General features: G+C 42.2%; 18 protein-coding genes and 2 tRNA genes. 14 read left to right on the top strand and 6 right to left on the bottom strand.

Annotated elements, in window-relative coordinates; translation table 11 throughout:
• Nucleotides 1–16 precede the first annotated feature (16 nt).
• A complete protein-coding gene (locus CW740_RS09140; RefSeq protein ID WP_106647213.1) occupies nt 17–1,912 on the bottom strand; it encodes a metallophosphoesterase in 1,896 nt (631 codons plus the stop codon).
• 302 nt (nt 1,913–2,214) lie between these two features.
• On the opposite strand from CW740_RS09140, the gene clpX reads away from it, so the two are divergent.
• The 6 genes from clpX (at nt 2,215) to CW740_RS09110 (ending at nt 8,755) form a co-directional block, all read left to right on the top strand.
• The gene (gene clpX, locus CW740_RS09135) at nt 2,215–3,483 is read left to right on the top strand and encodes an ATP-dependent Clp protease ATP-binding subunit ClpX (protein ID WP_106647212.1); all 1,269 of its coding nucleotides are present in this window, start codon (nt 2,215–2,217) and stop codon (nt 3,481–3,483) included.
• A 108-nt stretch (nt 3,484–3,591) separates the two neighbouring features.
• On the top strand, nt 3,592–6,000 hold the full coding sequence (gene lon, locus CW740_RS09130; RefSeq protein WP_106647211.1) for an endopeptidase La: 2,409 nt from the start codon (nt 3,592–3,594) through the stop codon (nt 5,998–6,000).
• A 170-nt stretch (nt 6,001–6,170) separates the two neighbouring features.
• Nucleotides 6,171–6,443, top strand: a complete 273-nt coding sequence (locus tag CW740_RS09125; RefSeq protein WP_015780967.1) for an HU family DNA-binding protein — start codon at nt 6,171–6,173, stop codon at nt 6,441–6,443.
• A gap of 13 nt (nt 6,444–6,456) precedes the next feature.
• A tRNA-Val gene (locus CW740_RS09120) sits at nt 6,457–6,532 on the top strand.
• Nucleotides 6,533–6,571: 39 nt separating this feature from the next.
• Nucleotides 6,572–6,648: transfer RNA gene (locus tag CW740_RS09115), tRNA-Asp, on the top strand.
• Nucleotides 6,649–6,838: 190 nt separating this feature from the next.
• The gene (locus CW740_RS09110) at nt 6,839–8,755 is read left to right on the top strand and encodes a SurA N-terminal domain-containing protein (protein WP_106647210.1); all 1,917 of its coding nucleotides are present in this window, start codon (nt 6,839–6,841) and stop codon (nt 8,753–8,755) included.
• Between the two features lie 74 nt (nt 8,756–8,829).
• Here CW740_RS09110 and CW740_RS09105 read toward each other — a convergent pair whose 3' ends face one another.
• From CW740_RS09105 to CW740_RS09085, 5 genes are read right to left on the bottom strand one after another with little or no spacing between them, the layout of a single operon-like run.
• Nucleotides 8,830–9,618 (bottom strand): ATP-binding cassette domain-containing protein, encoded by a 789-nt coding sequence (locus CW740_RS09105; RefSeq protein ID WP_106647209.1) that lies wholly within the window; start codon nt 9,616–9,618, stop codon nt 8,830–8,832.
• A complete protein-coding gene (locus tag CW740_RS09100; protein ID WP_106647208.1) occupies nt 9,618–10,598 on the bottom strand; it encodes an ABC transporter ATP-binding protein in 981 nt (326 codons plus the stop codon). The genes CW740_RS09105 and CW740_RS09100 overlap by 1 nt, the downstream gene beginning before the upstream one ends.
• Nucleotides 10,599–10,602: 4 nt before the next feature.
• Nucleotides 10,603–11,466 (bottom strand): ABC transporter permease subunit, encoded by an 864-nt coding sequence (locus CW740_RS09095; RefSeq protein WP_106647207.1) that lies wholly within the window; start codon nt 11,464–11,466, stop codon nt 10,603–10,605.
• The gene (locus CW740_RS09090) at nt 11,463–12,422 is read right to left on the bottom strand and encodes an ABC transporter permease (RefSeq protein WP_106647206.1); all 960 of its coding nucleotides are present in this window, start codon (nt 12,420–12,422) and stop codon (nt 11,463–11,465) included. The genes CW740_RS09095 and CW740_RS09090 overlap by 4 nt, the downstream gene beginning before the upstream one ends.
• Nucleotides 12,422–13,996, bottom strand: coding sequence for an ABC transporter substrate-binding protein (locus tag CW740_RS09085; protein WP_227523834.1), 1,575 nt, complete (start codon nt 13,994–13,996; stop codon nt 12,422–12,424). Before CW740_RS09085 ends, CW740_RS09090 begins: the two co-directional genes overlap by 1 nt.
• A 380-nt stretch (nt 13,997–14,376) precedes the next feature.
• Here CW740_RS09085 and CW740_RS09080 point away from each other — a divergent pair, with 380 nt between their 5' ends.
• From CW740_RS09080 to CW740_RS09045, 8 genes are all read left to right on the top strand, one after another.
• Complete coding sequence (locus tag CW740_RS09080) at nt 14,377–15,582, top strand: hypothetical protein (RefSeq protein ID WP_227523833.1); 1,206 nt, start codon at nt 14,377–14,379, stop codon at nt 15,580–15,582.
• 293 nt (nt 15,583–15,875) lie between these two features.
• Nucleotides 15,876–16,652 (top strand): DUF3450 domain-containing protein, encoded by a 777-nt coding sequence (locus tag CW740_RS09075; RefSeq protein ID WP_018624310.1) that lies wholly within the window; start codon nt 15,876–15,878, stop codon nt 16,650–16,652.
• Nucleotides 16,649–17,992: a MotA/TolQ/ExbB proton channel family protein gene (locus CW740_RS09070; protein ID WP_106647204.1), complete on the top strand. Its 1,344-nt coding sequence runs from the start codon at nt 16,649–16,651 to the stop codon at nt 17,990–17,992. Before CW740_RS09075 ends, CW740_RS09070 begins: the two co-directional genes overlap by 4 nt.
• 9 nt (nt 17,993–18,001) lie before the next feature.
• Nucleotides 18,002–18,514 (top strand): MotA/TolQ/ExbB proton channel family protein, encoded by a 513-nt coding sequence (locus CW740_RS09065; protein ID WP_106647203.1) that lies wholly within the window; start codon nt 18,002–18,004, stop codon nt 18,512–18,514.
• A 16-nt stretch (nt 18,515–18,530) separates the two neighbouring features.
• Entirely contained in the window at nt 18,531–18,932 is a 402-nt protein-coding gene (locus CW740_RS09060; protein WP_106647202.1) for an ExbD/TolR family protein, read from the top strand.
• Between the two features lies 1 nt (nt 18,933).
• Entirely contained in the window at nt 18,934–19,563 is a 630-nt protein-coding gene (locus CW740_RS09055; RefSeq protein WP_106647201.1) for an energy transducer TonB, read from the top strand.
• A 20-nt stretch (nt 19,564–19,583) separates the two neighbouring features.
• Entirely contained in the window at nt 19,584–20,882 is a 1,299-nt protein-coding gene (locus CW740_RS09050) for a tetratricopeptide repeat protein (RefSeq protein ID WP_106647200.1), read from the top strand.
• A gap of 35 nt (nt 20,883–20,917) precedes the next feature.
• Entirely contained in the window at nt 20,918–22,801 is a 1,884-nt protein-coding gene (locus tag CW740_RS09045; RefSeq protein ID WP_106647199.1) for a hypothetical protein, read from the top strand.
• Nucleotides 22,802–22,901 lie beyond the last annotated feature (100 nt).

Genomic DNA, 22,901 nt, shown 5'->3' with positions numbered 1-22,901 from the left:
TACTTTTGCATAACTATTAATAATTATGGCCATAAAGCTGCAATATTTTATCTCTTCTTTTGAGCAGTGCCACTATCTGTTTATCATTCAACAGGATTCCTAATTCAGCTTTGAGCTTATCCTTAGATAGGGACTTTAACTGTTGCTCTAACTGAACAGATAGTTTTCTTACCGGAGGGAGATCGTATTCTGGTAATGTGTATAGATTACGGAAGCTTCTGGTATGGTCGATGAGCCATAAATAACCGGTATCTATGCTATAAAGTTTATTACCTGTATTTCTGTCGTCATTATGAATTAGCAAATCGAATATTTGCATTAACTCTTCTTCATCATCAGCAGAGCAGTAACCCTCAAGCTTTTGCTTACTTTGTATAAGTTCAGTTTTACTGATGGAGACTTCAATCCAATATTGAATGATGCCATCTTGATCTTTGTAGGAATAGGCTGCTGTATACGGAACCATGTATAAATTTAAGAGCCTATCCAGTTTGTAGGCTACTAAATCATATAAAAAACGATCGGCAAAATTATCCTGACGAGCATGCCTTTTTTTGCTTTCTAGTTTTGGATCACTATCCATATATTTGAATATTGCATTATGCTGTTGCCCCTGATGCTCAAAAGTTAGCTTTAAGGGTTTACTGTAAAAGTCTGACAACGGTTTTTCAGAGATTACTTCTGCCTTTGCGAAAAATTGTGATAAGTACTCATCACTCAATTGATTTGGGTACAAAGGCTTTCTCACTGGATCAGGTTGTGGCTCAGTGTTGCTTGGATCCTTCAGGTTGATTAAACGGAGTTGGTTATTTTCTATTACTGCAGCAGTGGGCTGGCCTTTATAATATGCCTGCAGCATGCCTGTATCTAGAAGAACCAGTTTTCCATCAAAACGAGATCGTGCAACCCGGCTATCATCCGGGGTATGGCCAACAAGAATTTGCTTAACTCCAAAGTGTTTTAATGCTTTTTCTATGGTGTGGCTTTCCATATATTCATGACAATAAATATTACCGCGATACCAAACTGGTCCCTGTGTGGTAATTAACAGGGACTGGGAGAGTTCTATAAACTCTTCAGCTTTCTTGAGTACGCTCCGCTTTGTAAATCTATCCTGTTTAATCTGACCAGCTAATAGTGCCTCCAGAACTTCGATTCTTTCACGTTTATTGAAATAATGTTTAAACAATCCCAGCTCTATAAATTCGTGATAGAGCTCAGCATAGGACTTAACAGTCTGGCGAATTTGACTATTCATCTGCTGCTCAGTTAAACCAAGGTCGAGCAGCTCTTCAGAGATACCAGCGTGTAGATAAAGTCGATCCCGATAAACTTTGACCGTATCCTTCTCAAGTAACCATTTGCCATATTTGCCTGAAGGGGAATAGGCCTTGACCAGACCAAAATAACCGGGTGGATATAGCTGATTAAAGCTTTTCAGACTTTCATCAGAATGTTCAAGCTTAGAATAATTGAGATAGTCCTCGTAGACTGATTCTCTGTAGCTGGCCGATTCTTCTGGTTTGAAAGCAAGAAACTCCTGATCAGAGACATAACGAAGATCAGCAATGATGTTCATAATTTCATGATTGCCAAGAAGAACTATGACATTGCCACCACTATTAGCGGCCTTATCTTCAAGTCTCATAAACAAGTCGATGACTTTGCGTGATTCTGCTCCTCGGTCCAGATTATCCCCCAGGCTTATCAAGGTAGCCGTACCACCACTCCATTCCAGTTCGTCGTTTACTATATCTGTAGTCTTAAGCAGACTGACCAACGAGGTATAGTCGCCATGCACATCTGTTAATACTACGGTTTTATTTTGAACCGGGTTTGCATTGAGCAATCCACTGGTTATCAAAGTGAATATCAGGAATACCTTAAATAGTGATGATTTGATACGGTCCATAAGTCTGTCTCTATGAAGTTCCTTGGTTCTGGTACTGAGCTCTATAATGTTAAGCATATTAACATAAGTAAATGTTGGTACTAACCTGGCTACAGCTGTTCTGGTTACTGTAGATTAGACAGTAAGTGAAGGGATTTGTGCTTTTGTTAGAGTAATTATTTTGATACTGTAATTAGTAGCGACAAATAAAATGAGTGCCAGACCTTGAGTTTCGGAGGTTTAGCCTCAATAAAGCGTGATAGAAACGCCTTTTGGCGGTGGAAATGTCTAACGGACTGTAATGACAGTCTTATGAGGTAACGATGAGTAGCGATAACTCAGACAACAAAACGTTATATTGCTCTTTCTGCGGCAAAAGCCAGCATGAAGTAAAGAAGCTCATTGCCGGTCCAAGAGTTTTTATATGCAATGAATGCGTAGATTTATGTAACGATATAATTATTGAAGAGATTCAGGAGGTTGCCGCAAAAGAATCGCGTAGCCACCTGCCTAAGCCAAAAGAAATAGCCGATTTTTTAGAGCAGTATGTTATTGGCCAGGAACGTGCCAAAAAGGTATTGTCTGTAGCTGTTTACAATCACTACAAACGATTAGAGAGTGAGCCTGCTTCCAGCGAACATAAAGATGTTGAACTGGGTAAAAGTAACATCCTTTTAATTGGTCCAACCGGTAGTGGTAAAACCCTGCTTGCTGAGACTTTGGCTCGCATGCTCGATGTGCCTTTTACTATGGCAGATGCGACAACCTTGACCGAAGCCGGTTATGTGGGTGAAGACGTCGAGAATATCATTCAGAAGTTGTTGCAGAAGTGTGATTATGATGTTGAGAAAGCTCAGCGCGGAATCGTTTACATTGACGAGATTGATAAGATTTCTCGTAAGTCCGATAACCCATCTATTACACGTGACGTTTCAGGTGAAGGTGTTCAGCAGGCTTTGCTTAAATTGATTGAAGGTACTGTTGCATCCGTACCACCGCAAGGCGGTCGCAAGCACCCGCAGCAGGAGTTCCTGCAGGTTGATACTGGAAATATCCTATTTGTTTGTGGTGGTGCTTTTGCCGGTCTTGAGAAGATCATTCAGGAACGCACCGAAAAAGGCGGTATTGGTTTCGGCGCTGACGTTAAGCAGGTCAAAGAAGGCAAGGCTATTGGCGAAATGCTCAAAGCTGTCGAGCCTGATGACTTAGTGAAGTTTGGACTAATCCCTGAGTTTATTGGCCGTTTACCAATTGTTACAACTTTGCAGGAGCTTGATGAAGATGCCTTAATCAGAATCCTGACAGAGCCCAAGAACGCACTAACTAAGCAGTATAGTAAATTGTTTTCATTGGAAAATGTGGATCTTGAGTTCCGCAAAGATGCGTTGTCTGCAATTGCTCATAAAGCTATGCAGCGTCGTACGGGGGCTCGTGGTTTACGCTCTATCCTTGAAGAAATTTTATTAGACACCATGTATAACTTACCTTCCCTCGAAGGCGTCAGCAAAGTATGCATTGATGCGGCTGTGGTAAAGGGTGAGGCTGAGCCTCTACTGATTTATGACAACCAACAACAAGCTGCTGCTGAGTAGCCTTCGTTATCAAGCTTAATAATGAGCTTGATGGTGAACATAGACTTAAGTAAAGGGGAGGAGGTTAACTTCGCCCCTTTTTTATTACTTATTCAGGATTAATGATTCATGCAAACAGAAACTACTACCAAACAACTTCCTCTGCTACCACTGCGAGATGTCGTAGTGTTCCCACATATGGTGATTCCACTGTTTGTTGGTCGCGAGAAGTCAATCCTGGCGCTTGAAGAGGCTACCAATGGCGACAAACAGGTCATGTTGGTTGCGCAACGTGAAGCCACTGAAGATATGCCAGATATAGAGCAGATCTATGATTATGGCTGTGTTGCAACTATTCTGCAGATGCTTAAATTGCCCGATGGTAATGTGAAAGTGTTAGTGGAAGGTGTACAACGAGCTAAAGTTAAAAAGTATGTCGATACCGATCCTATGTTTGTTGCTGAAGTTGAGCTTATTCCATCAGAAAGTGAGCACAACGATGAGGCTGACTCATTAGCTCGTGCGGCTTTAAGCAGCTTTGACAAATATGTGAAATTAAACAAGAAAGTTCCGGGTGAGATTCTGACAACCTTATCTGGTATTGAGAACCCAAGCCGTCTGGCTGATAGCATTGCTGCTCACATGTCTTTAAAAATTGAAGACAAACAGCAAATTCTGGAAATGGAAAGTGTTGCTGAGCGTCTTGAGCAGCTGATGGCAAAGATGGAAAGCGAGATGGATTTGCTTGAAGTCGAGAAGCGTATTCGTGGTCGTGTCAAAAACCAGATGGAAAAGAACCAGCGCGAATACTACCTGAATGAGCAGATTAAGGCGATTCAAAAAGAGCTTGGTGAAGGTGAAGAGACTGTATCCGAGCACGAAGAGCTGGCTCGCAAAATTGAAGAGTCAGGCATGACTAAAGAAGCTAAGGAGAAAGCTGAAGCTGAATTGAAAAAGCTTAAGATGATGTCTCCAATGTCTGCAGAAGCTACGGTTGTGCGAGGCTATATCGATTGGCTGTTGGGCATGCCCTGGAGCAAGCGAAGCCGCGTCAAGCATAATCTGAAGAACGCTGAAGAGACTTTGGATGCTGACCATTACGGACTAGAAAAAATTAAAGATCGTATTCTTGAATATCTGGCAGTACAACAGCGAGTGAAGAAACTCAAAGGGCCTGTATTATGTTTGGTAGGCCCTCCTGGTGTTGGTAAAACCTCTCTGGGACAATCTATCGCTAAGGCAACCGGTCGTAAGTATGTCCGTATGGCTTTGGGTGGGGTACGTGATGAGGCTGAAATTAGAGGCCATCGTCGGACTTATATTGGTGCAATGCCCGGTAAGCTAATGCAGAAGATGAGTAAGGTTGGTGTTAAAAATCCGCTATTCCTGCTTGATGAGATCGATAAAATGTCGATGGACATGCGCGGTGATCCGTCTTCAGCCTTATTAGAAGTCCTTGATCCTGAACAGAATCATACCTTCAATGATCACTATCTTGAAGTCGATTATGATTTGTCAGAGGTTATGTTTGTGGCAACCTCAAACTCTATGAATATTCCAGCTCCACTGTTAGACCGGATGGAAGTAATTAGAATTCCTGGCTACACCGAAGCTGAAAAACTAGAGATTGCAAAGCGCTACCTGGTGCCTAAACAGATGAAAAATGCTGGCCTGAAAAAAGGTGAGTTAGCACTTGAGGACTCCGCTATATTAGGAATTATTCGCTACTATACTCGTGAAGCTGGAGTGCGGAATCTAGAGAGGGAAATCTCGAAGATTTGTCGTAAAACAGTTAAGCAACAGCTGTTAGCTGATAAACCAGAAAAAACGGTAAAAGTTGATGATCAAAACTTGGATAATTATCTAGGAGTCAAGGTTTTCGATTATGGACGCGCTGGTGAGTCTAACAAAGTTGGCCAGGTCACAGGCCTTGCCTGGACATCAGTTGGTGGTGAATTGCTTACGATCGAGTCAGTAGTTGTAGATGGTAAAGGGAAAACTACCTATACCGGCCAGCTGGGCGATGTGATGAAAGAGTCCATTCAAGCAGCAATGACAGTGGTTAGAAGCCGTAGTCTTGCCCTTGGGATTGAAGCAGACTTCTACGAGAAGAAGGATATTCATATTCATGTCCCTGAAGGAGCAACTCCAAAAGATGGTCCAAGTGCGGGTATTGGTATGTGTACCGCACTCATTTCCAGTTTGACCGATATACCTGTCAGAAAGGATGTTGCCATGACCGGTGAAATTACACTTAGAGGTGAAGTATTACCCATCGGAGGCTTAAAAGAGAAGCTTCTGGCGGCACACCGTGGCGGCATTAAAACAGTCATTATTCCGAAGGAAAACGAAAGGAATTTAGCTGATATACCGGATAACATTAAAAAGGATTTAAAGATAGTTTGCGTAAAATGGATTGATGAAGTGATTGATATCGCACTGGAGAGACCTCCTGAGCCAATCACTAAACCAGTCGCTGAAGCGCCCGAGAGTGAAACAGGAAAAGTGGACGAGCAAGATAAGATACATGCTCATTAATGCACAAAAAGCCTGCAATTAGCAGGCTTTTTGTCTGTTTATCGGAAATTTTCTTGACACATAAAAGGCTCAGTTGATATAACAGCAGACCTTGAGTTGTGCAGTAGAACGCTAATAATTACTGCTTATTTTTTGTACTTCAGATTACTCTAAATAAAAGGGGAAAGTGAGTGAATAAATCAGAACTAATCGACGCTATCGCAGCTGGCGCGGATATCTCTAAAGCAGCTGCAGGTCGTGCACTAGACTCTATGTTAGGCGCAATTACAGATTCATTACAAAAAGGCGAACAAGTATCTCTAGTTGGTTTCGGTACTTTCGCAGTTAAAGAGCGTGCTGCTCGTACAGGTCGTAACCCAAAAACTGGTGAAACTATTCAGATCAAGGCTGCAAAAGTTCCTGGTTTTAAAGCTGGTAAAGCTCTTAAAGACGCGGTAAACTAGCCGCCGTTTTTACGGGTGGTTAGCTCAGTTGGGAGAGCATCGCCCTTACAAGGCGAGGGTCACTGGTTCGAGCCCAGTACCACCCACCATGCTTCTTAATTGCATGGCGTCCGTAAAACGACAATTTAGGAGCGGTAGTTCAGCTGGTTAGAATACCGGCCTGTCACGCCGGGGGTCGCGGGTTCGAGTCCCGTCCGCTCCGCCAGAAACTAAACGCGCCTACCAAGGCGCGTTTTTTTTATCCAGTAACCAAGTCTGCGTCCTGAGCTTTCAGGTTATCCTTTATATCGACTAAGTGATTAATAGTGAATTAATGCTGAGTAACTGGGTAGATTGAATTATAATTTAAAGTTTAATGTTCGGACTGAATAATTAACAAATAGGTAGTTTCAGCCATGATGTTGGAAAGAATACAGCAAAGCATGCAAGGACCAATAATGAAGGTGATTTTGTTTGTCATCATTATCTTCTTTATCTTTGCAGGCTATTTCACGGGTACCCTGTTTAGTGGTAACCCAGATAAAGTTGCAGAGGTTGAAGGCGCAGAGATTACAAATGCGCAGATTCAACAGAGGCTTGACCGTGTACGTCAACAGATGGGTCAACAGTTTGACCAGCAGTATGCAACTGAAGCCAGTCAAAAGTTGTTGCGTGAACAAATTAAGCAACAACTTATCAATGAGCAGGTAATTAAGGCTAACCTTAACAAAGCGGGCCTAACTGCTTCTGAAGAGCAAATCAAAACCTGGATCAGAGAATTTCCCCAATTCCAGATTGGCGGTGTCTATTCACCAGAACAGGCCAAGATGATTCTAGCTCAGATGGGTTGGTCAGAAGAGCAGCTTCGTCAGTACGCTCGCCAACAAATTGCCGAAGAGCAACTTAATCAAGGCATTGGCGCAACAAATTTTGCGTTAGGTTACGAAGTTGAGTCTTATTATCGTTTACAGGAGCAATCCCGTGATGTTCGATATGTTCGCATTACACAGGAGGACTTCGCTGACTCGATTGATGTGACTGAAGCCGAAATTGAAGATTATTATCAGCAGAACCAAGCTCAATTCGAGCAACCTGAAAAAGTGAATTTGCGTTATGTTCGCTTATCAACTGAGCAATTGGCAGAGAAGTTCAAAGATCAAATTGACGCTGCTCAAATCCAAGAGCTCTATGAAGCGAATAAAGCAAACTACCAGGACCCTGCAGAAATATTAGTAGCACATATCTTAATTGATAATTCCATTGAGGATGCTGAGTCAAAGGCTAGTGACCTATTAAATCAGCTTAAAGACGGTGCTGATTTTGCTGAATTAGCAAAGGAGCACTCAAGCGACACTTTTAGTGGTGAAAATGGTGGGCAGCTTGACTGGGTAGATGCAATTCCGGCGTCTGATGAGAACCCTTCAGGTACCGGCTGGGTGCCTGAGTTTGAAGCTGCAGCATTGGCTTTGAATAATGTGGGTGATATGACTGATGTTGTCGAAACTCAATATGGTTATCACATAATCAAACTGGTTGATAAAAAAGAAAGCCAAACGACACCTTTGGCTGAGGTTGAGAGTGATATTCGAGATACTCTTGCTAACGAAAAAGCCCAGGAAGAATTTTTCGCCAAACAATCAAAGTTGAATGAAAACTTATTTGAGTTTGGTGATGACCTTGATAAATTTGCTGAAGAGGTAGACCTCGAAGTTCAGGAAACCGGTTTGTTTAGCAAAAATTCTGCTACCGGCCTTACAGCAAATCCTGTATTCCTTGAGAAAGCTTTCTCAGCATCCGTTCTTGAGTCTACAGAAGTTAGTGACATGATCGAGCTGACCAACAATGACATCGTTTATGTAACGGTTAAAGAGTATCTGCCTGCTCAAGTACAGCCTCTGGATGAAGTTAAAGAAACAGTTGTTGCAACTTTGAAAGAAGAGAAAGTTCGCACAGCTGCTAAAGACTTTGCTGAACAGGTATTGGCCCGTCTTGGAGAAGGCGAAGATGCTGAATCTTTATTGAGTTTAGAAGGTTTAAGCTGGAGCGAAACCACAGACCTGAAGCGACGTGATACAGCTATTGGTTTTGATCTGACTAATGCAATATTTAAAGTTAAGGCTCCGGCTGAAGGTCAGGCAAGTCGTTCAGTAGAACAGCTGTTCAATGGTGACTATGTTGTAGTTGAAGTTAATGCTGTCAACTACCCTGATCCTGACACTATGGATGATGCGACGCGTCAGCAAATTGAGCAGAGGTTAGCTAATGCTAATGCTCAGGCAGAAATGCAAAGTCTGATGCAGAACTTTAGGGAGAAGTCAGAGGTTGCGCAATAATCTCTGATTAGAACCTGAATCGCATCAGGTGATTGAAGTTATTTAAAAAGCCACTCATTCATTGGGTGGCTTTTTTATTTCTCGATTGCTTTACGGTAGCTTGCTGAAGCGTTTAACAGTTCCAGAGTATATCTTGACTGGGGTTGGCTAAAGACCTCGCCAACACGGCCATATTCTTTCTGTTCGCCGTTATGCATGACTAGTACCTTGTCACTGAAGTGCTGTACTAATCCCAGATCATGTGAAATGAAGACATAGGCTAAGTCTAGCCTGTCCTGTAAATCGAGTAATAGATTAATAATTTGTGCCTGAACTGAAACATCCAGTGCGGAAACTGGCTCATCTGCGACAATGACCTTGGGATTAAGCATAAGTGCTCTTGCAATCGCAATACGCTGACGCTGGCCTCCAGAGAATGTATGTGGATAGCGATCAGCATATTCCGGCCTTAATCCTACTAGATCAAGCACCTCAGCGATTCTATCTTTGCGACTTTGACTATTGCCTGCTTTGGCATTGATCAGGGGTTCTTCCAGGCTCTGTCTAATGGTTGCTCTAGGGTTTAGTGAGGCCGAGGGATTCTGAAATATCATGCGGATATTACGATACCAGCTAAATGAGCTGCTTTTGATAATATTGCTGCCTTCAAATAAAAGCTCTCCACTGTCAGGCTGTTCTGCACCAACCAGAATTCTGGCAAGTGTAGACTTACCTGAGCCAGACTCACCAACAACCGCCAAGGTTTGTCCTGCATTTAAGCTAAAGCTTATGCCTTTAACCACTTCAAGATAGCGTTGCTTGAAAGGGTTGTTGGAAACCTTGTATGACTTACGGATCAGCTTGGCTGATAAGAGACTTGGCATCAGGAATCCTCCTCTTCAATCAGAGGGAAGTGGCAGCGAACTCTACGGCCTTTAATATTGAAAAGTTCCGGTGACTGAACACACTTTTTGGCTGCATAGGGACAACGAGGTCCAAGATAACAGCCGACAGGTAAGTGACTGATCGGTGGTGTTGTGCCGGGCAGATTAAATAAGCGGCGCCCCTTTTTATAGCGCATACCAAAGTGCGGAACGCTATCCAGCAAAGCTTTTGTATAGGGATGATATGGCTGGCTTAATAAATTATAGGTTCTGCCTGATTCAACAATTTGTCCGCAATACATGACATGTACTTTGGAAGTTGTTTCGGCCAGAATCGAAAAGTCATGAGTGATAAGCATCAGAGCCATGTCATGCTCTTCTTTCACTTTTAAGAGCAGATCAAGAATTTGGGACTGGACTGTAACATCAAGTGCTGTTGTAGGTTCGTCTGCAATCAACAGCTTGGGTTGGCAAGCCAGTGCTATAGCAATCATAACCCTTTGATTCAGCCCACCAGAAAGTTGGTGTGGATATTCTTTATAGCGTCTTTTGGCGTCCATGATGCCTACCTGTGACAAAAGCTCCAGTGCACGCTCTTTGCGCTGTTTTGGGGTACCACCCTCATGAAATCTTATGGTTTCATCCAGCTGATAGCCTATGGTTAGAGCTGGATTTAAGCTCGATGTTGGCTCTTGAAATATGATTGAGATATTGCTGGTGATGTGATTCTGTCTTTCTGCAGGACTCATTCGAGTGAGGTCATGACCATCCAGATTAAACAGATCCGCCTGCATTCTTGCCGCAGGAGAGAGTAGTCCTGCAATTGCCAGCGCCATTACGCTCTTACCTGACCCGGATTCGCCAATGACTCCAATCACCTGGCCGCTTTCTATGTTGAGTTTAACCTTGTCGACAGCTCTAACCAGACCATCGTCTGTCATAAAGTCCACATTCAGGTTTTCAATTTGCAGCAAACTCATACCATTACCTGTTCAAGCGCGGGTCAAAGGCATCTCGCAGCCCATCACCGACCAGATTAATAGACAGCACAGTTAAGAATATAGCCAATCCCGGCAAAGTCATAGTCCATGGCGCAAATTGGATAAAAGCGCGCGCTTCAGAAAGCATGGTTCCCCATTCTGCCATTGGCGGCTGAGCACCAAGCCCCAGGAACCCTAGCGCTGCGATATCCAATAGTGCGGTAGAAAAACTGAAGGTCAGCTGGACAATCAGTGCTGGAATGATGTTGGGCCAGACATGATGCAGCAGTAATCTTATATGGCCAGCTCCATCAAGCCTTGCAGCCATGACATAATCTTTGCCTAATTCTTCAGAAATGGCGCTTTGCGTCACTTTGACGAATTGAGGGATAAGGACAATCACCACCGCATAGACCGCATTCGGCAGTCCCGGCCCAATAATGGCAACGATCGCTATGGCTAGTAATAATGATGGCAGAGAGAGCAATAAGTCCATGAATCGCATGAGCAATGAGCGAAGGCCTGCATTCAGAAAAGCGGCTGCTGCACCAAGAAGAATGCCAATAAATGCCGCTGCAAAAACAACCATCAAAGTTAATTTCAATGATAATCGTGCGCCATGCAGAAGACGGGACAACATATCCCTTCCCAAGTCATCGGTTCCAAAGGGTGTCACAAAGTCACCGTTGTCGTACCAGAGTGGGGGGGTCAATATTTTATCGCTGAATTGTTGCGCCGGGTCATGAGGTGCAAACCATGGACCAACCAGACTCATTAGCAAAATTACTAACAGAATCAGACTGCCCGTCATGGCACTTTTATTATGGCTGAACACCTGCCAAGCTAACTTGGTGTTAGACAGTGTCATGACGGCCTCCTAAGTCGAGGGTTCATGTAACTTGCCAGTAAATCCAGCGCCAAGTTGAATGCTATCACCAGCAACGAAAGGGCAAGAATACCAGCTTGGATACTGGCAAAATCACGTCTAGAAACCGCCTCTAGCAGCCATTTACCCACTCCGGGCCACGCGAAAATGTATTCTGTGATAATCACCCCTGACATGATAATGCTGACCTGAACGCCACTGATAGTCAAAATAGGAATCAAAGCATTACGAAGCGCGTGAACCCAGATGATCCTCTGCTGACTAAGACCTTTAGAGCGAGCTGTTCTAATATATTCGGCCTTGAGAACGCCCAATAACGACGAGCGAGTCATCCTGGCTATGATAGCCATCGGAATGGTGCTAAGAGTTATTGCTGGCAGTATTAAATGGAGCAAGGCATTAAAAAATGCATCAAAGCCATACTGGTCCTGACTCAGTAAAGAGTCAATCAGCATAAATCGAGTGACTGGCGGGACGTCATATATGTAGTCAATCCTCCCGGCAACTGGCGTCCAGCCAAGCGTCAGAGAGAAGAGAAGGACTAACAACATTCCCCACCAATAGATTGGCATGGAGTAACCCGCAAGGGTAACTCCCATCAGGGTATTGTCGAGCCATTTACCCCGACGGTTGGCAGCCATAATGCCTAGCGTGAGGCCAAAAATAATGGCGAACAACAGGGCCAGCATCACCAGTTCAATGGTGGCCGGGAAGTGCTGTAGAAAGTCATAGAGTACAGGCCGATTATGAATGCTGGAATAACCCCAGTCACCCGCTAACAGATACTCCAGGTACTCGAGGTATTGCCCCATAAAGTGCTGGCTCTGATAAATATGAAGTGCACTGTCGCCTCGTTGACTAAGCACAAAGGTCAGTAAGGTCAAACCAAACAGGCTGATCAGCAAAGTGGTGCCATGTCTGATAAGTAACTTTAACATCAGTTTGTGTCCTCATCAGGGGTTGCTTTTCCTTTGTCGAACGAGACCTTATCAAATTCCACATTACCAACCGGAGAAATGACAAGGCCAGTCACATCTGGTTGCGTTAACAGGCTTTTGTTAGCGTGCGCAATTGTGAGCCATGGAGCCTGATCTTTAAAGAGAGCCTGAGCTTGAAGATAATACTCTTTTCGCTTCTCAATATCGGAAGATTGGCTAGCATTTAGAATTAGCTGGTCAAACGTTGGGTGACACCATTTTGCATAATTATTTCCGCTTCGTGCTGAAGCGCAACTGAGCAAAGGATTCAGGAAGTTGCTAGGGTCCCCGTTATCGGCATTCCACCCAAGAAGTACGCTATGGTGCAACCCCTGTGCAACGCGCGATAGAAACGTTCCCCATTCATAGCTGATGATTCTGGCTTTGACCCCAATTTTTTCCAAATCCTGCTGCATCATTTCAGCCATCTTGCGCGCGTTTGGATTATAGGTTCTCTGGATTGGCATGGCCCAGATATCAATGGTAAAGCCATTTTCATAGCCTGCTTCCGTTAATAACTGTTTTGCCTGCTGAGTATTATACCGAACACGAGAAACTTGCTTGTTATAGGCCCAGGAGGAAGGTGGAATGGGGCTGGTTGCTATCTGTGCCTGCCTGTCATAAACCGCTTTTAAAATAGCTTCCCGGTTAATCGCCATGGATAGTGCCTGTCGCACTTTGACATCGTGAAATGGTGGCTTTTCAACATTGAATGCCCAGTAAGCAACGTTAAAACCGGGTACTTCCAGTATGTTCAATTTGTTCTGGCGGGCAATCCGAAGATGGACTGGTAGAGGGTTACTCATGATGTCGCATTCACCAGCACTAAAACGTGCAAAGCGCATAGCTGCGTCTGGTGTAATAGAGTAAACCAGATCCTTTATCTTGGGGGCACCACCGAAGTAATTGGCAAATGCCTCGTAGCGTATATAAGAATCCGGCTCGTAGCGCTTGAACCGAAATGGGCCTGTACCAATGGGCTTGCTGTCTAACCACTCTAATTTATTGAGCGCCTGTAACACTTCTGCATACTCGGCGGAGAGTATTGAAGCGAATGGGGTCGCAAGAATGGCCAGAAAAGGACTCTCAGGTCGTGATAGGACAAATTCTACTTCTTTATCACTGATTTTGTTGATATCAAGAATAAGCTGATCGAGACCCTGGGAATAAAAATAAGGATACCGGCCGCCTGAAACTTCATGAAATGGGTGTGAGCTGAGCCTTTGGCGATTAAAGCTAAAGATAACATCATCAGCATTTAATGTACGAGTTGGGGTAAAGTCCTGATTGCCATGAAAATTGACGCCTTCTTTTAGCTTGAAGCGATAACGTGTGCCATCGTCGCTAATTTGCCAGGATTCGGCCAAAGCTGGGGCAATGTCTGTGGTTCCTGGATTATAGGTGACCAGCTGATTATAAATAGTATGGGCCGTTGCGTCGTAGGATGTGCCTGAACTGACTAATTGAGGGTTGAATGCATCTGGACTTCCTTCAGAACAGTAAACCAGCAGACTATCTCTCTGGTTTGATTCCATATCACCTTGGGGCTGACAAGACCAGCAAGCAAGGCCGCTCAGAAGTGCCGTAAGCAAGGTTCTAGTCAAAGGTTGTGAGCTCATTCAGCAAAATTGTTTTTATAAGAAGTCATCATCATACCAATGTTAATTTGGCATGAATAGCCGAGTCTGGGGATAAAGCCACAAAATACAGGCAGTTAGCATGGAAACTTGTGAGTTTTACCTAATTTTACAACTCTTATCATTGAAAGAAATCAGGCGTTTACCTATACTGAATGAATGCTAAAAGGGTTTGGTTCAGGAACTGTATTGGTTTCTAACTTCTTGAAAATCTGGGAAAAATCAACCCTTTTAAAAAATTACAAAGTGAATGTTCATTTATTAAGAGTCGTGCAGTGATGATAAAACCAATCTCAAAGCCATTCCGTGTGCCTGCAATCAGGGCGCTACTATTGGCATCGATGAGCTCAATAGCGCTTAGCAGCTATGCTGAGAGCATGGAGCAGGGTGGTTCATTCATGAATGATGAGTTGTTTATAATGGAGAGTCTTCCCGGAACACAGTTCTCGGGCTTTAATCCATTTGTAATCGATGATTCGAGTGTGCGAGTCACTGCCAATGATATAAGTGTAAGCTTATTGGCTAATAATCAGCTAAAAGACTTCGGCAGAGAACGTCTGAAAAGTGACCCCCTGTCTTTTAACATCAAAGATGAAGATCAGGGTGAGTGGTTGGTTTCGTTGGATTTGTCCGACTCTGGCAGCAAGAGACCAAATGCTAATTTATTCGCCGGCTACCAGATGCCTAATCAAAGTTCCCAGTTTTTCATAAACTATGGTAAACAGAGCCTACCTGTTTCGGTCAGCTTTGATGATTCAGTAAATAACCTACTTGAAGAGAAACACCTGAGGCAAAATGCTATGGCTTTAGGGTTTAATCAGGAAATAAGTGAAGGGTGGGATGTGACGATTAGTTATATGAAGTCTGATCTAGACCTTGTCACCACTGAGTCAACGCTAGCTGAAATGGGCAAGCAGGAAGCCGGGTATCGCTTTTATTATGATTTTGATATGGACGGTTCCCCTGAGGCCATTAACCTTAAATCAAATCTGGCTGGTATTGAGGGATTTCAGCAAAATCTAGAAGGTATTGAAATAAAGATTAGCCGGCAAGTCAGTGATGATCTAACGATAGGGGCTTCGGTTGAAACAGCCAAAGGTTTATATCACGAACAGTTTTTAGGTATTAGAGAGCAAGAAACACCCTTTGAGGCAAACGCTATTTCTCTGTATGGCGGAATGCGTTTTGCTGAAGACTGGACTTTTGCTGCTAATGTTAATAAGCAGGATAGTAAGCTAGCCCTTGATAGGGGGGAAGCGAGACTGCTTGAGTTTGAAGACACAACCCTAGATATTGGTCTTCAGTATCAGACCAAATGGAACAAAACCGGATTAGTTATACGAATTGATTTGATGAATCTGCTGGGTGCTGCGCACTTGAATGATTCGATGTCACAGTCAATGGATTTAGATGCCAGAGGCTTGGTTCCTTATACATTCCAAAGCCCAAAGTATATAAAGTTAAGCGGTAGCATCAACTTCTGATAACACACAGTTTTATAAGCAATTCGGACGCTTTACTGAGTTATAAGATAAAGTTATGTATTGCATAAAGAATTGTTAATTCCCCCGATACATTTGTTGACCCATACCGCCTTTCTCTTTATAGTTGGCCTCTTTGTCCACAAGTTTAGGCCGTAAGGCTGGCGTTAATGCTTTTAAAATTAAGGCTTTTTGCTGGACGATAAATCACTTGATTTTTTTGTCTGAAAGCTCTAGTTTTCAAAAGCATTGGCAATCAAAAGCAAAGATTTCTGAACAGAAATTTGGGTAAGTTTATGAAAAAACAACTATTTTTGAAAAAAACAGCTGCTGCCGTTCTGGCAACTGCTGTCATGGGCAGTTCATTTGCAGCTGGCCAATTTGAATCATCAATGAATATCGAGAAGCGGATTGACCGTGCTGCTGCCAGCACGCAAACCACGGTAAATAAGTTAGCTGAAGAAGCAACTGATTTATCTCTTGAATATCGAAATACTCTACAAAGAGTAGACAGCCTTCGTATCTATAATGCTCAACTTGAAAAGCAGATTGCTAGTCAGGAAAAGCAGATTGTTGATAGTGTCCAGGAAATGGAGAGTATCGATGAAACTGAGAAGGGTGTTTTACCTTTAATGGACGAAATGATCACAACTCTTGATGAGTTCGTTGAGTTGGATATCCCTTTCAACTTGGACGCACGTCAAACTCGTGTTCAAAATCTTTATGCTTTAATGGATGATGCGAACGTTTCAGTTTCAGAAAAGTATCGTAAAATTCTAGAAGCTTACCAAATTGAAATGCAATACGGTAACGCGGTATCTGTGGATACTGGTAGCATTGATGCTAACGGTGAGCCGCTTGAAGTTGAATTCTTACGTGTCGGCCGTTTGACTTACGTTTATTTGACGCTGGACGGTAAGCGTGGTGCCTACTGGAACAAGTTAGAGCGTAAGTGGGAAACACTACCTGAAGAGTATCTAGACTCTGTTAATAACGCGATTAAATTCTCTCGTGGTATTTCATCACCAGTTCTATTCAAAGTCCCAGTTCCTGTAGCGGAGGCAGCACAATGAGAAATATCCTAGCTATTACATTAGCTGGCGTCTTCGCGCTGGCATCTGTTGCTACTAATGCGGCAGAGAGTTTGTCACATGCAGATCTTTTGAAAAAAGTTCGTGACAAAGAACGCATTCAAGAACAGGTTAACGAGCAGCGTGTTCAACAGTTCAGATCACAGCGTAATCGTCAACAACAACTTTTAGCTGACGCAAAAGCACGTTTGGCTGCAGAAGAAGCTAAGAGTGAGCGATTAAAAGCACAGTTTGATGAAAACGAAAAACAGTTAACTCAGATTGCTGAAGACCTTCGAATCAAGCAAGGTAACTTGGGTGAGTTATTCGGTGTAGTTCGTCAGGCAGCAAATAGCATGACAGGCGATATCGGTACATCATTAGTAAGTGCTCAGTATCCAGGTCGTCAAGGCTTGTTGAATACTCTTACTGAAGCTGATGCTTTACCTAAGATGGAACAATTGCGTGCATTCTGGGTATTAATGCTTCAAGAGATGTCAGAGCAAGGCGAAACAACAACATTTACTGCAGATGTAGTGAATGAAGGTGGCCGTTCAGAACAGCAAACAGTTACACGTGTTGGTACATTCAATCTTATTTCTGGTGGCGAGTATTTGTTCTTTGATAAAGGTGTTATCAAAACATTGCAAGTACAACCTGACTCTCGTGTACTTAATCAAGTGGAAGAGTTCCAGTCTACTAACTCAGGTTACGCAGGCTTATTCCTGGATCCAAGTAAAGGCGCAATTCTTCAGCTAGAAAAGCAGAAAATGAGCCTTGTTGACCGTTTGTGGGAGTTTAGTGGCTTTGCTGGTAAAACAGTAATGGTACTTCTTGTAATTGGTCTATTGATCGCACTTGAAAGAATCTTCACTCTATACTTCGTTACTGGACCAAAAGTTCAATCTCAAAAGAAGTCTTCTACACCAGGAAACAACCCTCTTGGGCGTATCATGAAGGTTTACCAAGCGAATCGTAATGAGGACGTAGAGAACTTGGAACTTAAGTTGGACGAAGCTGTTCTTAAAGAAACGCCTAAAATTGAGCGTGGTATTAACTTAATTAAAGTTATTGCAGCACTTGGTCCTCTTCTAGGTCTATTGGGTACAGTTGTAGGTATGATTGAAGTGTTCCAGTCAATCACCCTATACGGTACAGGTGACCCGAAAACTATGGCTGACGGTATTTCTCAGGCGTTGGTAACAACAGTTTGGGGTCTATTAGCTGCGATTCCTTTGACTTTCTTACACGCTGTAGTTGCTGGCAAGAGCAAAAGTATTATTCATGTTCTTGAAGAGCAAAGCACTGGCTTAATGGCTCAGCACGAAGAAAGTAACGGATAGGTAATTCTTATGGAATTAATCTATACGATATTAGATTTTATTGATAAAGGTGGATGGGTCCTATGGTGGATAGGACTCGTTCTCTTCTTGATGTGGACATTTATTATCGAAAGGTATTGGTACATTTACAGCCAGTTCCCTAAAGAAGCCAGAATGATGGTTGCTCAATGGAACGCTCGTGAAGATACCAAGTCATGGCATGCACACAGAATTAGAGAAGCATGGGTATCCATTGCCCGAGAAGCACTCAACCAGAGAATGCTTCTAATAAAGACTCTAATTGCAATTTGTCCATTACTTGGCCTGTTAGGTACCGTGACCGGTATGATTGATGTGTTTGAGAGTATGTCTGGGCAAGGTTCCGGTAGTGCTCGTCAAATGGCTGGTGGTATTTTTAAAGCTACAATCCCAACAATGGCTGGTATGGTTTCAGCTCTGTCTGGTATTTTCTTTAGCAGCCGCCTTGAGCAAACAGCTTATATTAAGTCGCATCAGTTAGCTGATAATCTTCCACATCACTAGAATTTGGTGAACCTTAATGGCTATTGAGACTCAAAGAAAACAGGAAGATGTAGAAATTGATATGACACCGATGCTAGACATCGTGTTTATCATGCTTATCTTCTTTATCGTTACGACTGTATTTGTGAAACAGGCTGGCGTTGATGTAAGTAAACCTACTGCTGATTCAGCAGAAGAAAGAAAGAATGCTTATATTTTCGTAGCAATTGACGATAAGAATCAGATTTTTATCGACAAAGATATGCTGCAGCCTGCTGAAATCAAAGCTAAGATTCAGTCGCTAAGAACCGAGAACCTTGAAGGTGAAGTAGTGATCCAGGCCGATAAAAAGGCTCGAGCTGGGTTGGTGCTTGAGGTTTTAGATATTGCAAAGAGTTCCGGGGCTACTGTATCTGTTGCAACGGAAAAGGTTGAATAACATGGCAAGAGTATTACTAAGCGCATTACTGGCTATAGGTATCGTACTTGGCATTTTCTTATTGATGAATGCATTGATTGACACTGCAGGTAATCAAGAAAAAGAACGAGAAAATGTGAATGTGGATATTGGCTTTATTGAAGAGGAAAAGGATGTACAACGTAAAGAGCGTACACCTCCTAAAAAGCCGCCACCACCAAAAGAGCCACCTCCACCTCAGCAACAAGATGTTCCTGAGCAAAAGCAGGTTGTAACAGCATTAGTTGATATCAAAATTGATAATATTGACGCTACTATGGATGGCGGTGGAATATTTATCGGTGGATTGGGTACAACTGATTTCTCAGGTATGGGTGATGGTGAAGCTATTCCTTTGGTAACTGTTCCGCCAGAATACCCGCAGAAGGCTGCTCTTGAAGGAATTGAAGGGTATGTAATGTTTCAATTCGACATTGCTCCAGATGGTTCACCGTCAAACATTCGGGTAATTGACGAAAACCCTAGAGGTATGTTCCGAAGAGAGGCTCTAAGAGCAATTCGCAAATGGAAGTTTAAACCGCGTATTGTTAACGGCCAGCCAATCCATCAGCGTGATATGAAGTATAAATTAGACTTCCAGCTGGATAACTAACTCTGAGTAAAGTAAGAATTATGACTAAAATTTCATACATTGTTGGAGTCATTTCTTTGGCGTTTGGTTCTGTGGCAAATGCATTGCCAGAGACCAAATACACAAGTAGCTGTAGATTGCTTGCGCCAAAAGAAGGTGAGTATGACGAGGAAAAGGTTCCAACTATAACTTCTGAGTCTGCATACAAGAAAATTACTGCTGCTAACGAAGCTTATGCTGATGCGAAATACGCTGAGTCGATCGCGATTTTACAAGAATTGATTGCAAACTCTGGCGATAAAGCTGCAGTTGGCCGAGCAATATACTTACTCGGTTTAAACTATCGTGAGCAATCTCAATATGCAGCCGCAAAAAGAGAATTTATCCGAGCAATGGAAACAGGCGTTCTGGGTAAGCAAAACGAAGTCAATTTAAGGTTGGGGCTCGCTCAGATTGATGCATCACAAGACAATTATGATGCTGCATTGCGCTGGATGAAAGAGTATTTTGAAGAGGTTATAAACCCGCCTGCTACTTCTTATGCAACTTATGCGAGTTTGTTTTACCAAAACCAAGACTTTAGATCTGCTATATGTCCAGCCTACCTAGCAATTAAAGAGGGCAGTAAGTCTACAAAGCCTCTTTACAGCATGCTATTCGCTGCGCACATCGAATTGAAAGATTTGGCAGGAGCTGAGGTGATTGGTCGCGAAATGGTTGAATTGTTCCCTGCTGAAAAATCTATGTACAACAACCTTTTTGCTGTTTTAAGTCAGCGAGGCAAGTCAGCTGATATGCTTGCATTAGCTGAGCTTGCATATATGAACGGCATGTGGGATTCAGAGACAAATTACAAGCAACTCTCTGCACTGTACTCAAATAATCAAGTACCTTTGTTAGCTGCTGACCGACTTGAAGAAGGCGTTAATAAAGGTATTGTTGAAGCAGACGAAGATATTTGGCGTAATATTGCTAATAGCTACAAATATGCTAAGGCAAGTGCAAAAGCAATCAATGCATATAAGAAAGCTTCAAGCTTCACCAGTAGTGGTAAATACGACTATGAGATCGCTACCATTTACTTCGATGACGAAGAATATGCAAAGGCAATTGAATCTTTCAGGACTGCCATTAGAAAAGGTAACCTAAGAGATGGTGATGCAGGATACGCTTATTTACAAATGGGTGTTGCACATCAAAGAATGGGTCAACCGGATCAAGCAATAGCAGCGCTCGAAAGGGCAAAAAACTATAAGAATGTATCTAAGAATGCAAACGCTTACATTTCTTACATACAACAAATTGAAAGTATGAAGAAAGAGTTGGCATTAAACGATTAATGTTTTATAAAGGCCTCTACTGAGGCCTTTTTTCTATGCGTAAATTATTACTAATTACCTTCCTTATTCTATGCTTTCCTTTAAAAGCAGAAGACTTTTATACCTCTATTAAATCAAGTTTATCAGAGGGAATAGCAGATGGTTTTCAGATTCAGTTAATTGATGCAAATATTTCAAGCCACTATATATTATTACAAGCTAGCAGCTCAAATGAGTTAGTAGCGACTTTTTCATCGATAAAAAATGAATTATCTAACAGTGGGCTTAAAGTCAGTTATATCAATAGTAATGTTCATCAAAGCTTGATTGTAAAGCTTCCAAAAGAGCAATTAGACTCACAACTTGAAAATCTGTTGCAAAGGTTGTCATCTACTAAATTATCGTCAGTAGAGTTAATAGTCTTTGGTGGAATCAATCAACAGAGGCTTCTAGGGGTAATTAATCGTCAGTTTAATGCTAGCAACTTTGAGATTAATACTGATAATGCTGAAGTAGTGTTAAAGAATTTAATTGCTTTGCCATTATTTTCAGAAGATCCACTCAAGCCACAACAAAATGATTGGTTAATTGGCCTAACAGCAGGACTTTTTAACTGCTCTTATATAGAAAATGATCGTATTAATTTTTACTATTTCCAACAACAGTTCTGGTGTAAAGATTATTCGCCAAACCACTCTTTAACCGATAAGGAAGTTGCAGATCTTAAAGATAAACTTTATTCAGATATACAGTTAAGTCTAGATACTCCAGAGGGCTTTCTGAATTATATTGGTTCATTCAAATCGGAACGTAGAATAGAATTATCTCAATTATTTTTTAACCGGTTACCTTCTATATCGATTGATAATATTCTTAAATATCATTACAAAAAAATTCTTAATGTTCCGACAGTGTCTGATTCTTCGAGTGCGGGACTTGAACCTGCTTCAGTATATCAATTGCCCGCTAGTTATAAGGTAAAGACACAACTAGCATCCAATAACTCCAAAGTAGTTGAATTCGCTCTTGCAATTGATAATAACTTTACGTGCGTTCAGCTTAACTGTGCAAGTCTTGCTGGCCTTCCTTATATAAAATATTCGGTTTCTGACAATCTCCACTTATTCTCCATGCGATATCCTTCAGCTCACGAAACGACAGTTATTAATGAACTCAATAAAGTTTTGTTTATTCCTTTATCGACATCTAACAGGGTTGCCCAGGAAAACCTTCTAGTTTCATTGCAGGGAGGCTTTCTGTTGGAAGCATATGACGATAGTTTCAAGCTGATGTCTAAGTTACCTTTAGTTAACGTTGCCATGGAATCTCATGCCATTAAAACCTCAGAGAAAACTGCTTTAAGATTTAAGAGCAGTACTGATAATAAAAGTCGTATTTCTGTATATTTGAGTTCAGTACCAGGAGGGCAATACTGGGAAGAGTCAGAGCTAATGTATTTCATTCTTCTTAGTTGGAGCAAGGGAATAGATCATGAGTTTCTTGTGAACAAATCGAATACTCTTGTTAATACAGACCTTTACGATATTGTATATCTTGAGGTCGATAATTCACCGCTATTTATCGAGGTTGATAATAGCGACCCTGAGCAAACTGAACAGATTATACAGGAAGTAATTTATTTTCTCGGTGATTTCCCAAAGAAGCTATCACGTAACGACTTTGTAGAGTTTAAGAAAAGCATTATTACTAATCTTAGTTTGCTAGAAGCGGATAACAAGGCTTTACGGCACATATCTCACTTATTTGACTTGGAAAATCCAAGTGATTTGCTCATTCAGCGGTTAGAAAATCTTAGTTACGAGCAGTTTAAGGCATATCTAGCTCAAAATGCCGTATTCAATAAGATTCTAATTTCTACAACTTTTGAATTGAATGAGTCTTATAAACAGTTTATTGAACAGTTAGCGAACGATTTGTAGCTAAGCTTTTTCAGTGCCAAGCCTGCGCCACTAACTGCTACAGTTTTTGCCTGTTTTCTCCTAAGTAGCCAGAAATATCTGTTTACGATTCGATATAATG

This window comes from Kangiella profundi (assembly GCF_002838765.1).
GTDB classification, from domain to species: Bacteria; Pseudomonadota; Gammaproteobacteria; order Enterobacterales; family Kangiellaceae; genus Kangiella; species Kangiella profundi.
The sequence above is the reverse complement of the archived record's forward strand: the minus strand, read 5'-3'. Positions and strand labels throughout refer to the sequence as shown.

Coding starts and splice junctions, on each gene's coding strand:
- CW740_RS09100 (WP_106647208.1), bottom strand. CDS start 10,598: ATGAGTTTGCTGCAAATTGAAAACCTGAATGTGGACTTTATGACAGAC.
- CW740_RS09090 (WP_106647206.1), bottom strand. CDS start 12,422: ATGTTAAAGTTACTTATCAGACATGGCACCACTTTGCTGATCAGCCTG.
- CW740_RS09045 (WP_106647199.1), top strand. CDS start 20,918: ATGCGTAAATTATTACTAATTACCTTCCTTATTCTATGCTTTCCTTTA.
- CW740_RS09105 (WP_106647209.1), bottom strand. CDS start 9,618: ATGCCAAGTCTCTTATCAGCCAAGCTGATCCGTAAGTCATACAAGGTT.
- clpX (WP_106647212.1), top strand. CDS start 2,215: ATGAGTAGCGATAACTCAGACAACAAAACGTTATATTGCTCTTTCTGC.
- CW740_RS09080 (WP_227523833.1), top strand. CDS start 14,377: ATGATAAAACCAATCTCAAAGCCATTCCGTGTGCCTGCAATCAGGGCG.
- CW740_RS09140 (WP_106647213.1), bottom strand. CDS start 1,912: ATGGACCGTATCAAATCATCACTATTTAAGGTATTCCTGATATTCACT.
- CW740_RS09065 (WP_106647203.1), top strand. CDS start 18,002: ATGGAATTAATCTATACGATATTAGATTTTATTGATAAAGGTGGATGG.
- CW740_RS09060 (WP_106647202.1), top strand. CDS start 18,531: ATGGCTATTGAGACTCAAAGAAAACAGGAAGATGTAGAAATTGATATG.
- CW740_RS09055 (WP_106647201.1), top strand. CDS start 18,934: ATGGCAAGAGTATTACTAAGCGCATTACTGGCTATAGGTATCGTACTT.
- CW740_RS09050 (WP_106647200.1), top strand. CDS start 19,584: ATGACTAAAATTTCATACATTGTTGGAGTCATTTCTTTGGCGTTTGGT.
- lon (WP_106647211.1), top strand. CDS start 3,592: ATGCAAACAGAAACTACTACCAAACAACTTCCTCTGCTACCACTGCGA.
- CW740_RS09095 (WP_106647207.1), bottom strand. CDS start 11,466: ATGACACTGTCTAACACCAAGTTAGCTTGGCAGGTGTTCAGCCATAAT.
- CW740_RS09070 (WP_106647204.1), top strand. CDS start 16,649: ATGAGAAATATCCTAGCTATTACATTAGCTGGCGTCTTCGCGCTGGCA.
- CW740_RS09075 (WP_018624310.1), top strand. CDS start 15,876: ATGAAAAAACAACTATTTTTGAAAAAAACAGCTGCTGCCGTTCTGGCA.
- CW740_RS09085 (WP_227523834.1), bottom strand. CDS start 13,996: ATGGAATCAAACCAGAGAGATAGTCTGCTGGTTTACTGTTCTGAAGGA.
- CW740_RS09110 (WP_106647210.1), top strand. CDS start 6,839: ATGATGTTGGAAAGAATACAGCAAAGCATGCAAGGACCAATAATGAAG.